Below are 11692 nucleotides of genomic sequence, written 5' to 3'. Positions count from 1 at the left end.
TCCGATTCCGCGCACCCTCCAACACCAAGCAGGACCACCATGACCGCCGCCAGGCCAAGTCCGCGCAGTCGAGCCGTACCGGTGACAGCGGACGCTGCCCATGCCATTCGACGCCCCCCGTGATGCTCCGATCGCGTCCTGCGTTGACAGATCAATCACCATAGAACCCTTCGGAAACACAGTGCTACTGTCAGGCACTCGTCAGTGACCTTGGTACGTGGGGGAGGCGTCAAGTGACGGGTGGTAACCGGGCGGTCGTACGCGGGCCCGGGCGGTGAAGAGCGGCGCAGTCGCGGCACGCCGAACCCGCCCGACCGCCGTACCTCAGCTTCCCCTCGCGGCGATTCCCGAGAATCACTACCGGAGCGGATGGCCGCCGCTGTGGTGGGTCGGTTGCCACGGTGGCGCCGGCACGAGCACCCTCGCTCGAATGGTCGGCGTCGGCACCGACTTCGGGGCAGCCTGGCCCGCGCTCACGCCGGCGATGCCCGGCGCCCAGGTCATCCTCGTGTGCCGGGCGTCGGCGTCCGGCACCTGGTCCGCCACCGGCGCCGTCGAGCAATGGCGCCGCCGAGCCGGGGTGGCCCGCATGACCTGGCTACTCGGCGTCGTCGCCGTCGCCGCGTCACCGCGGCGCCCTCCCCGTATCGCCACCGAGCGTCTACAGCTACTTAGCGGCTGGGCGCCGCAGATCTGGCGCGTCGGATGGATCGACGAACTACTCGCCGTCGACGAGCCGAACGACATCGGCACCCCGCCCGACATCGAAGCGCTGCGCACCGCGATCTGGCACACGCTGCAAGCGAAGCAGAAAGGACAACCACGACCATGATCGGCCGCTGGGCGCAGGCAAGCATCCTGATGGAACCCGCCCCCACCCCCAAACCTGGTATCCCTAACCCTGGTGGCGGTGTAGCGCCTCCTGGTGTCGCCGGACATGGAGTTCTACTCATCCTTCAGTGGATCGCGTGGCTGGCCGTGGCAGCCTGCGTCGCCGGGATGCTCTACACCGCCGCGAAGATGGCCATCTCCCACCGCCGCGGCGACGACACCAACGTCTCCCAACTGGGCTGGGTCTTCGCCGCCTGCGTTTTGATCGGCAGTGCGTCCGCGATCGTCGGCGCACTTATCGGCTAGGGAACTGATATGCCCAGTACCCCAGAATCCGCTTCCCAGGACTTCGCCGAGCGCCCGCCGTGGACCCGGCCCGGCTTCATCGCCGCCGCGGTGCTGGTGGCACTCATCGTCATGGCTGGGCTGTTGATCGCCATTCTCGCTCCAGGTGGCAATGACCACGACGTCGTCGACGGGACGCCACCGCCAGCCCAGCCGCCGGCCACCACGAGCACACCAGGGCAGCCGCTACCCACCGCCGTACCGACAGCCGCGCCGAATGGCATCCGGTGGGAACTCATCGGACCGATAGCCGTGCCGGTCAGCGATTCCGCCGGCCCGAAGCAGACCACAGACACCACGGCCTCTGGTTACGCACACAGTCCCGAAGGCGCGTTGATGGCCGCCGCGCAGATCATGGTGAGGTCCAGTCACACCCTCGGCCGGGAGCGCTGGGAGCCGACCATCGAACAACAGTTCGTGCCGAGTGCCGACCGAAACAAACTGCTCGCAGAACTCCGCGCCGCCGACACCGGTCCAGCGGATCCCGGCGCCTTGAGTCAGATAGCTGGCTTCAGCTACCAGTCCTACACCCCCGATACCGCCGTGATCGGGCTCGTGCTCCGCGCCCCGTCCGCCGGGACCCCGCGCTATCACGTCCTGTCACTGACGCTGCTTTGGCGCGACGGCGACTGGCGCATGCAGGCACCCCCGGGCGGTACCTGGCTCTCAGTCAACCGCGTGACCGATAGCCTCTCGGGCGTTGTTCAGTGGGGGCCGCAGTAAATGCCCGAATGCCCGCCGATCAACCCAATCTGCGTCCCCGGTCAGTGGCTAGCAAACGCTGCCAGCGGACACCTCGAGGATATTGCCGAGCATGCTTCCGAAGCTGCAGCGGAGATGCTCCGGGCGGTGGTAGCCGGTTGGCTGGCCATCCCCACAACGGAGACGTCTGATTCGTGCCGGCTCAACGATGCTGGGCGGCTGGTCTGCGAGGGGACTGTCGGTTACCTGCGTTCCTACACCAACTGGTTGGTCGTCGCGGTTGCAGTTGGTGCCCTGCTGGTCGGGGCGATCCGGTTGGCCATCGAGCGAAACGGCCGGGAAGCGGGCTCTATCGCCAAGGGCCTGGTGGCCCTGGTCGTGATAACCGGCGCTGGCGTGCCGGCAGTGCAGGTGCTCATCGCCATCGGCGATAAGTACTCGGACGAGATCCTCAAGGCCTCGGCTGGTGGTGACCTTGGTGAGCGGTTGCTGCTGCTTACCCCGGCTGCCGCCACTTCCACCTTGTCGCCGATCTTGGTGATCGGTGTCTCGTTGGTGATGTTCCTGGCCACGATGGTGCAGTTGTTGATGCTGCTGGCCCGCAACGCCGGGCTCATCCTTTTGGCTGGCCTCCTGCCGGTGCCCGCCGCAGCAGGTATCTCGGGCTCTGGGCAGGCGGTTCGCAACCGATACCTGACGTGGCTGCTCGCCCTGGTGTTCTACAAGCCGGCCGCCGCGACGATTTACGCCGCAGTGTTTTGGCTCCTCGGCGAGGGTCAAACCCTGACTGACCTGCTCACGGGTCTCGTGATGTTCTGCATGGCGATCGTGGCGCTGCCGGCGCTGCTGCGGCTGATCGCCCCGGCAGTGTCGGTGCTGTCCAGCGGTGGCGGCGCCAGCGGTGTCGGTGTGGCGGCTGTCTCTGCGGCCGGACAGATCGCGTCCGGCGCGGTGCGGTTGTCAAATAGCGGCGGTGGGAAGGGTGGCGGCTCTGGAAGCCAGACAGGCAGCAGCACCGGCCGGCCCGATGGCGCGTCGCCTTCGGCTCCGTCACAGCGCCCATCTGGCGGAGTTGGAGCAGGCACCGGTACCAGCGCCAGCCCGGGTGCGACGGGTGGCGCCGCAGCCGGCTCGGGGGCAGCTGCGGGTACGAGTGCCGGCACCAGCTCTGCAGCCGCAGGCACGGCAGCGGGTACCGGGGCCGCAGCGGCGGCCGGCCCGGCCGGGGTAGCCGTGGCCGGCGGTGCCGCCGCAGCGAAGGCTGGCCCCGCCGCCGTACGTAAGGTCGGTGGTACCGCCTCTGGTGCGGTGGACGGTGAGGCATCGTGAGTACCGGAGTACGCGACCGGCCAACCGAGCAGCGCACGTACGGCAACTGGCGACTCGGCCGCGGTGCTGGCCTATTCGGGCTCGGGCCGGCGGGCACCATCGCGGCGTTCCTGGTCATGGTGCTCGCCGCAGCCATGCTGCCGGTCTCTCCGCTGGCCTCGCTGCTCACGGCGATCCTCGGCGTTCTGGTCCTCGCCCCGTTGGCGATCCGGGTCAACGGACGTACCGGGTTCCAGGTCATCACCGCGCGGGTGGCGTGGTGGCTCACCCGGGCGCGCCGTCACCACATCTACGTCTCCGGCGTCGCCTCCCGGGTCGCCGCCGCCCACCAGCTACCTGGGGTCCTGGCCCGCTCCGAGGTGTACGAGGTGGAGACCGGACGCTCCGGCCTCCTCGCGGTCGTCGTGGTCCCGCAGAGCCGCCATTACACCGTGACCTTGCGGTGCTCGCCGGAAGGGCTGGACCTGGTCGACCAGTCGGTCATCGACGCCCGTGTGGCACACCTGGCCTCCTGGTTGTCGGCGCTGTCCCGCGAGCCGCAGCTGGTGCAGGCGCAGGTCACCGTCGAGACCACCCCAGATCCTGGCACCCGGCTCGCCGCCGAGGTCGCCGCCACGTCCCGGCCGGACGCGCCAGCGCTGGCCCTGCAAGTGCTCAACGACGTGGTCGAGTCGTCCCCGGCCGGCTCCGCGACGGTCGACACCCGAGTCTCGCTGACCTACACCGCCCCACCCGGCCGGTCGATGTCCCACGAGGACGTCTGCCGAGAGGTCGCCGGCCGACTGCCGCACCTGCACGCCAGCCTGACCGGCGCGACCGGTGCCGGGATCACGCCGATGTCGGCGCGTAGCCTCGCCGGAGTGGTGCGAGCCGCCTACGACCCGGCCGTCGCTGTGGATCTCGCCCGTGATCCACAGCTGACCCCGGGCTGGCCGCAGGCCGGACCGGTGGCCACCCGGGAGAGCTGGGACTCCTACCGGCACGACTCCGCCTTTTCGCGCACCTGGTGCATGGTCGAGGCTCCCCGGGGCGTGGTCTACTCGCGGCTGTTCGCCCGGCTCACCGACCCCGATCCGCAGCTGCTGCGCAAGCGGGTAACGATGGTCTACCGGCCCTACTCCCCCGGCGACGCGGCCCGGCTGGTGGAGTCCGACAAACGCGACGCTCGGTTCCTGGCCAGCAAAAAGCACCGACCCAGCGCTCGGGACATGACCGACCTCGCCGCCGCCGAGCAGGCCGCGGAGGAGGAAGCCGCCGGCGCCGGCGTCGTCCGGTTCACCGTGCTGGTCACCGCCACCGTCGCCGAGGAACAGCAGCTCGACGAGGCCTCCGGCATCATCCGGGCCCGCGCAGGTGAGGCCCGCCTGGTGCTGCGACCGATGTACGGCTGCCAGGCTGCCGGGTTCGCCGCCGGCCTGCCCGCCGGTGTCGTGCTGCCCACCCACGCCACGATCCCCTTCTAGGACGTCCGGCATGACTATCAGCACCCGGGACAGCAGCACCCCGCCGCCACCGCGTCGACAAGCCGCCCGCAGGCCAGGCCGGCTCGGCTACACCGGGCCCGGCGGTGGCCGGTGGTCATGGATCGAGCCGCCGACGGAGTACCGCGGCACCACCGTCCAGGTGTGCGGGCTGTTCCCGTTCGGCACCGGCGCGTCCACACCGATGATCGGCGTACCGGTCGGCCGGCACCTCTACACCGGCAGCGCGGTCTGCTTCGACCCGATCTCCTGGTACACCCGCGCTCGGCTGATCAACAACCCGTCGGTGTGGATTGAGGGCGAACCCGGCATGGGCAAGTCCACGGCCGTACGGCGGATGGTCCTCGGCCTCACCGCACAGGGCGTGACCCCGCTGATCCTCGGCGACCTCAAGCCCGACTACGCCGAACTGGTCCGCGCCCTCGGCGGGCAGGTGCTGCGGGTAGGGCCCGGCCTGGACCGGATCAACCCCCTCGACGCCGGCCCGTGGCGGCAGGTCCTCGACCGCGTCGACGAGCGCAGCGCCGCCGTCGTCCGCGCAGGGGTCACCGACCGGCGGCTGAACATGCTGATCGCCCTGGCCACCCTGGTCCGCCGGGGCCCGGTCAGCTCCGACGAGACCACCGTCCTGGCCGCTGCCCTGCGCTACCTCGCTGAACGGGAGACTGACACCCAGCCAGTGCTCTCCGACGTCCTGGCCGTCATCCGCGACGCCCCCGCCCAGGTCCGCGCGGTCACCCTCTGGCAGGAAGAAGGAGATCTCCCGCGGTTCCGGGAGGACACCGCAGCGCTGCACCGCACCCTTCTGGCGCTGCTGCACGGCCCGCTCGGCGACACCTTCGAGGGCCAGACGACCACCGCCATCCGCCTCGACACCCCGGCCGTCTGCGTCGACATCTCCGGCATCGACGACACCGACGAGTTGCGCACCGCCGCGACCCTGCTGTCCACCTGGTCGTACGGCTTCGCCCAGGTCGAAGCCGCGCACCTGATGGCCGACCTCGGCCTCGCGCCCGCGCGCACCTTCTTCACCGTGCTCGACGAGTTGTGGCGGGCACTGCGGATCGGACACGGCTTGGTCGACCGCGCCGATGGGCTCACCCGGCTAAACCGGCAGAAGGGCACCGGTACCGCCTTCATCACCCACTCCCTCGCCGACCTGGAAGCGCTTCCCACCGCCCACGACCGGGCCAAGGCCAGGGGCTTCGCCGAACGCTCGGCCGTGCTGATGATCGGCCCCTGCTCCGAGCAGGAACTCGACTCCGTCTCGCGGGTACGGCCGCTGTCGCAGGCCGAACGGCGTGAGGTGCTGTCCTGGTCGGCACCACCGTCGTGGACGACCGCCGAGGGCGGTGAGACCGTCGGGCGCGGAAACTTCCTGATCAAGGTCGGATCCCGCCCCGGCATCCCCGTACACCTGGAACCCACCGAGGTGGAGAAAGCCCTGGGCAACACCGACTTCCGCTGGACGATGACATGAGCCGGCCCGCTGGGCCGCGCGGCGGACACGACGATGCCGGCCTGATCGTGGGCGGGCTCGCCGCCCTGGTCCTGGTCCTCGCCGGCACAGTGTGGCTACCGGTCGTGCTCACCCGCCCGCCCGGATACACCGGCGGCCAACCGATCCAGGTGGCCCTCGCCGTGCTGCGCGGAGACATCACCTGGACCACCGCCTGCACGCTCGTCGCAGTCGGCCAGCTCGCCATCCTGCTGCTGCTGATCGGGGCGGTAGTCGCGATCAGGCGGTGGATCCGCCGGCGGCGGACCCGAGTCGACTCGGCCGCCCGGCGAATGGCCAGCCGTGCCGACCTGGCGCACCTCGGCCCGAAGGGGATCGCCGACAGCGGCCGGCGGCTGCGGCCCAGCCTCGCCGACGTCGACCGGCCCGACCCCGACCAGCTCGGCGTGCTCATCGGCACCACCGTCGCCGGCGGGATGGCACTGCGCCAGTCCTGGGAGGACATGGCGATCGACATCTGGGGCCCCCGCACCGGCAAGACCACCAGCCGGGCCATCCCTGCCATCGTCGCCGCACCCGGTCCGACTTTGGTCACCAGCGTCAAGGGCGACATCGTCGACGCCACCCGAGAGGTACGCGCCGCCCGAGGATCGGTGTGGGCGTTCGACCCGCAGCACATCCTCGGCGCCGAGCAGGGCATGTGGTGGAACCCGCTGCGCGCCGTGGCCACCATCACCGACGCCCGGCGCCTCGCCGAGCACTTCGCGGCCGCCGAACGCGAACCCGGCGTAAGCCGGGATGCCTTCTTCGACCCCAGCTCTGAGGAGCTGGTGGCGAACCTGCTGCTGGCCGCTGCGGTGTCGGGGCGGGACATCCTCGCCGCGTACCGGTGGGCCGTCAGCCCTCGCGACGACGAACCGGCCCTCCTACTGCGCGACCGAGGCTTCGACCTTCCCGCCGACGCGGTGGCCGGCGTGGTCAACATGCCCGACAAGACCCGGGGCGGCATCTACGCCGGCGCCCAGAAGATGCTCATGTGCCTCACCGAGCCGGCCGTCACCCGCTGGGTCACACCCACCCGCGGCTGGGTGCTCGAGTTCGACCCGGCCGCGTTCGTCGTCAGCACCGACGTGCTGTACCTGCTCTCCCAGGGCGGCCCCGGCTCCCCCGCCCCCCTGGTAGCCGCGCTCACCGACGCCGTCCTGCGCGCTGGTGAACTACAGGCCCGCGCCTCGGCCGGCCGGCGCCTGGATCCGCCGCTGCTGAGCATCCTCGACGAAGCGGCCAACATCTGCCGGCTACGCCAACTACCCAACCTGTACTCGTACTACGGCTCCCACGGCCTGCCCATCATCACGATCCTTCAGTCCTACCCTCAGGGCGTCGATGTGTGGGGGCGCGAGGGCATGCGAAAACTCTGGTCCGCCGCGAACGTCCGCACGTACGGCGGCGGCGTCGCCGACCCCGACTGGCTGGAGGAACTCTCCAAGCTCATCGGTGAGCACGATGTCACCACCCGCTCGACCAGCAGCAGCGGGTCCGGCTGGGGCAACCGGTCGGTCTCCCATTCCACCCGCCGCCAGCGCATCCTCGACGTCTCCGACCTGCATGCCCTCCCCCGCGGCCGGATGGTCGTCTACGCCTCCGGGGCACCACCCGCGCTCGCCCGCACCGCCCCCTGGCAGGACGGCCCGCACGCCGCCGCGATCCGGGCCTCGATCGCCCGCTGGGACCCCGACAGCCGTACCGACTGGACCCTCTCCCCCGACGCCCCGCCGGAGCCGATCGCATGACCAGCCCGACCTCCGACCCCGTCGCCGACCTCACCGCACTGCTCGGCGAACTCGCCGGCGATCCCGGAGGCGAACCGCCCACCGCCGAGTCCGATGGCAACGAGCCGGTCTTCCGCGACGTCGAGGCGTTCGTCGGGAACTACCTCGCCCACGTCGTCGAGCGACGCCTCGCCAGCGGACCGACCTCCGGGATGAACTGGTGCCCGCGTTGGTGGGCCCACCCGGAAGCGATCTCCCGCCTCTACGCGTTGTGGCGGGCCTGGGAGACGTTGCGGGTCAGTGACCCGCAGACTGGCATGAGCATCTGGTGGCGCGACCACCTCGACCCGCACCTCGCCGCCCTCGCCGCAGAGTACGGCCCGTTTAGCCGGTGCGGCCCCGACAAGCACACCGACACCCGCCCGCTCCCGGTTGAACCCGCACCCCCAGAGGTTCTTGCGCAGCTCCCTGACGCCAACGGCATCTGATTCCGCAGCATCGCTAACTGATCACCGGTCCGTCGTACCCCCACCTTGCTACCAAGAACCCGTCAACCGGTGCCCCGTCGCCGGGCCGAACCCATACTCGCAGCAGGCGGAATCTTGTAAGTCGGATGGTCGGCATATCGCGAGTTATGACAGACTGCGAGAGTGGCTACGCGCCGCAAAAGTAGAAAACAACATGAAGAACGCCCCGCCCTCTGGCCTCGGAACCTTCGAGCGGAGCGCCCTTCGACCGGTCATGTAGCCCCGCTACGCGGGGCTACATCCCTTTCCAGACCCGGTAGATGGCCACCGCCTTGGCCGCGACCTCCATCAGGAGGATCACCGCATTGGTGACCTTCTTCCACTGCCACCATCTGGTGGAGCGGCGGGGCTTCGGGGAGCACCTGCACAGAGGCCGACGCACCCGGGACGATCGGTTCGACATGGCGTACCTCCATCTCCCGGGGGTCTCGGATTCGCACCCGGGCGCCCTTACTGGTGGGTGCGACCCGGAGTCCGTCCCGAGGGTGGGATTGGAACGTCACGTCGGAGGGTTACTCTACTGCCCCAGTACCCCATTAGGCCGCACTATGTCGGACGGTGCCGTTTGCACGTCCTCCTGTATGGACGTTTACGCAGGTAGAGCCCCTTTTGCCGTTCGAGGACCGGCAAAAGGGCGGACTGGTGAGGACGACATCGAAGCGTCCGCCCGTACGCCAACTGCGTTCACGCGATCAACTTGACCTGAGGCTGCAGATCGAGGGATGACGCACCCCGCCAAACCCGTATCACTATCTCGACAGGTCCCTGAACATCTGGCCCGGTCCGCCCGGATACCCTGGATGAATGATCGAGATCGACGGCCGCAGGTACGGGATTGCCGCCCAGATCGCCGCCGCGCTCGGCACCGACGTCACCACCGAGATGGTCCGCAACTGGCGGCGACGCGACGGCCTCCAGGCAATCCGCGTAGGTCGCAACGTCTACTCGCCGTTGGATCAGGCCGCTGCCATCGAACGCGACAAGCGGTGCTCAGGGCGCGGCCGGCGACGGGTTGACGTTGGACCTCCCGCTGCTGCATGATGATTGACCACTCGCTGTTGTAGCAGGAGTCTGTCCACAGTTCGGGTAGGCATCACAGCACCGCCGGGCCGCATAGAGGCGTGACGAACGATGCCACCCGCGTCTGGGTGCCCGCATAGTTCCTGTTCTTGTCGACAGTGGGTTGTCTTCAACAGATGCCTCCCGGGCTACGTCGACTCCCAACACGCGATTGATCTGGACAGAGCACCACCAGACGCGACGTGCAGCACTCACCTCCCGACGGGCCCCACCCTGCCCGACGCCGCCGGCCCGGTTCCCCTGACAAGAAGGAGATGAGGCCCCCTCCCACACGCCTGCACCGACATGTGACCCCGAGTAGACACTCGGGGTTTTTTCATGCCCTGGGAATGATCTTGAAAGGAGGTGAGAGATGCCGAAGAACTCCTCCCCGGTACGTGGTGGCAGCGCACTTATGGTTCGGATGGCGGCGACGTTCGGCGCGGGCACGATCGTCGGTGGTGCATCGCTGACGGGCCAGCCGACGGTCGGCGCTGTCCTGGCCGCCGCCATCGTGGTCGGTCCACTGATCGTCGATGTGATCCGCACGCTGACGCAACGACAGGTCGCGCAGACGGCCAGCGAGATCGCACGCAACAGCGACGAGGACGCGGTCAAGCGGATCGGGGCGCTGGCGGACGTAATCGACAAACTGCGTTGATCTCCGCGCATACCGCCATCGAATGGATCTTCGGCATCTCCCGCTCAGGAAGACCGAGCTCCCTCATTCACGATAATGTTCCTTCTCGTGACTCAGAACCGACCGCGATCACGGGTGGGCCACCAGCCATGACGACGCCGCCCGAGAACGCCGTCATCACTCCTGCGTTGCCCGCGAGTCGGCAGCCGATGACGCTGTCAGCTGGCACACGAGACCGGCTGCGCCGCGCCATGCCCGAAAGCACCCGGCGCGCCTACACCGGAGACCTGCGCAGGTTCCTCACCTGGTGCACAGACCAGCAACTGCTGGACGTACCACCCGACGCCAGCAGTGACGTCGACGAACTCGCCGCCACGTTGCACGTCCTCCTGGCTGGCAGGTCAGACCTCCACCTGGTCGTCACGGAGTACGTCAACACCCTCGCCGACGCCGGACGCGCCCCCGCCACCATCGAGCGAGCCCTGGCCGCGATCGCTGCTGCCCACCGAGCCGCCGGCGCCGGCCCGCTGCCCACCGAAGGGCCGCGGGCAGTGTTGCGGTCGTACCGGCGCGACCGGGCCACCAACGGCACCGGCGTACGGGTACGCAAGGCAACTCCCGTCACCATCACCGCCTTACGTGCCATGGTCACGGTCCTCGACCGCAGCACCCCCGCCGGCATCCGCGACACCGCTCTGCTCGTGCTCGGCTTCGCCCTCGGTGCCCGGCGCAGTGAACTTGCCGCCCTGGACGTCGCGGATCTCACCTTCACTCCCGAGGGCCTGCAAGTCGCGGTACGCACTGCCAAGACCGACCACGACTCCGTCGGCCGTACCGCCGCGCTGCCCTGGGGCACTCACCCGCACACCTGTCCGGTCCGCACCACACAGGCGTGGCTGACCACCCTGGCCGACCATGGGCGTACGAGTGGTCCCCTACTAGTCCGCATCGACCGTCACGGCCGCCTCGGTCGCGTCCCCACCGGCCGCGGCAGCGCCGACGGCCGCCTTACCGGCCAGGCCATCGCCCTGATTGTTGCCCGCACCGCCGCTGGAGCCGGCCTCGACCACCACTCCGCATGGTCCGGCCATAGTCTGCGCCGCGGCTTTGCTACCGAGACCTATCGTGCTGGCGCCGACCCGCTACGCATCGCTCGCGCCGGCGGCTGGAAGGATGGCTCCACCACCCTGTATGGCTACATTGAAGACATCAACCGCTGGCAAGCGAACCCCCTGACCGGCGTTGGCCTCTGAGGCGCTTCGTCACCGTCCGCTTGCTCGCCTGGATGCTGGCGGCCTCGATCCGCCCACGGCCATTCTCACCGGCGCGCAAGTTCCTGCCCGGCCTTCACAAGGATGTCAGAGGCAACCTGACCGGCCCCGGACCCATGGCTGGGCAGGGGGCAAGATGTCATCTTGCCCCCTGCCCAGTTCTGTCGGGCGGGCATCCGCCAATCAGGAATGCCGGTGTCTCTAGTACGGCAGCCGCCGTTCGGGATCATGGCTGGAGTTCGAGGTTGAGGCGGCGTGTGTAGTGGGATTGTCGGG

General features: G+C 69.3%; 12 protein-coding genes. 11 read left to right on the top strand and 1 reads right to left on the bottom strand.

The window, feature by feature from the left end; translation table 11 throughout:
* Positions 1-430: 430 nt before the first annotated feature.
* The 8 genes from ACLQ2T_RS28315 (at position 431) to ACLQ2T_RS28280 (ending at position 8407) form a co-directional block, all read left to right on the top strand.
* Complete coding sequence (locus ACLQ2T_RS28315) at positions 431-832, top strand: hypothetical protein (RefSeq protein ID WP_425769420.1); 402 nt, start codon at positions 431-433, stop codon at positions 830-832.
* Positions 833-978: 146 nt separating this feature from the next.
* On the top strand, positions 979-1137 hold the full coding sequence (locus ACLQ2T_RS28310; protein WP_425769419.1) for a hypothetical protein: 159 nt from the start codon (positions 979-981) through the stop codon (positions 1135-1137).
* A gap of 9 nt (positions 1138-1146) precedes the next feature.
* On the top strand, positions 1147-1899 hold the full coding sequence (locus tag ACLQ2T_RS28305) for a hypothetical protein (protein ID WP_425769418.1): 753 nt from the start codon (positions 1147-1149) through the stop codon (positions 1897-1899).
* Between the two features lie 114 nt (positions 1900-2013).
* Positions 2014-3207, top strand: a complete 1194-nt coding sequence (locus ACLQ2T_RS28300; RefSeq protein WP_425769417.1) for a hypothetical protein — start codon at positions 2014-2016, stop codon at positions 3205-3207.
* Positions 3204-4670: an SCO6880 family protein gene (locus ACLQ2T_RS28295; protein ID WP_425769416.1), complete on the top strand. Its 1467-nt coding sequence runs from the start codon at positions 3204-3206 to the stop codon at positions 4668-4670. Before ACLQ2T_RS28300 ends, ACLQ2T_RS28295 begins: the two co-directional genes overlap by 4 nt.
* A 10-nt stretch (positions 4671-4680) precedes the next feature.
* Positions 4681-6168, top strand: a complete 1488-nt coding sequence (locus tag ACLQ2T_RS28290) for an ATP/GTP-binding protein (protein WP_425769415.1) — start codon at positions 4681-4683, stop codon at positions 6166-6168.
* Complete coding sequence (locus ACLQ2T_RS28285) at positions 6165-7940, top strand: type IV secretory system conjugative DNA transfer family protein (protein WP_425769414.1); 1776 nt, start codon at positions 6165-6167, stop codon at positions 7938-7940. Before ACLQ2T_RS28290 ends, ACLQ2T_RS28285 begins: the two co-directional genes overlap by 4 nt.
* Positions 7937-8407, top strand: coding sequence for a DUF4913 domain-containing protein (locus ACLQ2T_RS28280; protein WP_425769413.1), 471 nt, complete (start codon positions 7937-7939; stop codon positions 8405-8407). Before ACLQ2T_RS28285 ends, ACLQ2T_RS28280 begins: the two co-directional genes overlap by 4 nt.
* A 274-nt stretch (positions 8408-8681) precedes the next feature.
* On the opposite strand, the gene ACLQ2T_RS28275 is transcribed toward ACLQ2T_RS28280, so the two are convergent.
* Positions 8682-8849, bottom strand: a complete 168-nt coding sequence (locus ACLQ2T_RS28275) for a hypothetical protein (RefSeq protein ID WP_425769412.1) — start codon at positions 8847-8849, stop codon at positions 8682-8684.
* A gap of 401 nt (positions 8850-9250) precedes the next feature.
* Between ACLQ2T_RS28275 and ACLQ2T_RS28270 the strand changes: the two genes are divergently transcribed.
* The 3 genes from ACLQ2T_RS28270 to ACLQ2T_RS28260 all read left to right on the top strand — a co-directional run bounded on the left by ACLQ2T_RS28270 (position 9251) and on the right by ACLQ2T_RS28260 (position 11398).
* Positions 9251-9487: a hypothetical protein gene (locus tag ACLQ2T_RS28270; protein WP_425769411.1), complete on the top strand. Its 237-nt coding sequence runs from the start codon at positions 9251-9253 to the stop codon at positions 9485-9487.
* A gap of 391 nt (positions 9488-9878) precedes the next feature.
* Positions 9879-10166 (top strand): hypothetical protein, encoded by a 288-nt coding sequence (locus tag ACLQ2T_RS28265; RefSeq protein WP_425769410.1) that lies wholly within the window; start codon positions 9879-9881, stop codon positions 10164-10166.
* Between the two features lie 230 nt (positions 10167-10396).
* On the top strand, positions 10397-11398 hold the full coding sequence (locus ACLQ2T_RS28260) for a site-specific integrase (RefSeq protein ID WP_425769409.1): 1002 nt from the start codon (positions 10397-10399) through the stop codon (positions 11396-11398).
* Positions 11399-11692 lie beyond the last annotated feature (294 nt).

The sequence above is a fragment of the Micromonospora sp. DT229 genome, from assembly GCF_049844505.1.
Taxonomy (GTDB): Bacteria; Actinomycetota; Actinomycetes; order Mycobacteriales; family Micromonosporaceae; genus Micromonospora.
This window is presented reverse-complemented; position numbering and strand designations above follow the sequence as displayed.

What these genes read in the sequence shown, in the direction of transcription:
- ACLQ2T_RS28280 (WP_425769413.1), top strand. Translation starts at nt 7,937, where the DNA reads ATGACCAGCCCGACCTCCGACCCCGTCGCCGACCTCACCGCACTGCTC.
- ACLQ2T_RS28305 (WP_425769418.1), top strand. Translation starts at nt 1,147, where the DNA reads ATGCCCAGTACCCCAGAATCCGCTTCCCAGGACTTCGCCGAGCGCCCG.
- ACLQ2T_RS28260 (WP_425769409.1), top strand. Translation starts at nt 10,397, where the DNA reads ATGCCCGAAAGCACCCGGCGCGCCTACACCGGAGACCTGCGCAGGTTC.
- ACLQ2T_RS28290 (WP_425769415.1), top strand. Translation starts at nt 4,681, where the DNA reads ATGACTATCAGCACCCGGGACAGCAGCACCCCGCCGCCACCGCGTCGA.
- ACLQ2T_RS28300 (WP_425769417.1), top strand. Translation starts at nt 2,014, where the DNA reads ATGCTCCGGGCGGTGGTAGCCGGTTGGCTGGCCATCCCCACAACGGAG.
- ACLQ2T_RS28275 (WP_425769412.1), bottom strand. Translation starts at nt 8,849, where the DNA reads ATGTCGAACCGATCGTCCCGGGTGCGTCGGCCTCTGTGCAGGTGCTCC.
- ACLQ2T_RS28315 (WP_425769420.1), top strand. Translation starts at nt 431, where the DNA reads ATGGTCGGCGTCGGCACCGACTTCGGGGCAGCCTGGCCCGCGCTCACG.
- ACLQ2T_RS28265 (WP_425769410.1), top strand. Translation starts at nt 9,879, where the DNA reads ATGCCGAAGAACTCCTCCCCGGTACGTGGTGGCAGCGCACTTATGGTT.
- ACLQ2T_RS28285 (WP_425769414.1), top strand. Translation starts at nt 6,165, where the DNA reads ATGAGCCGGCCCGCTGGGCCGCGCGGCGGACACGACGATGCCGGCCTG.
- ACLQ2T_RS28270 (WP_425769411.1), top strand. Translation starts at nt 9,251, where the DNA reads ATGATCGAGATCGACGGCCGCAGGTACGGGATTGCCGCCCAGATCGCC.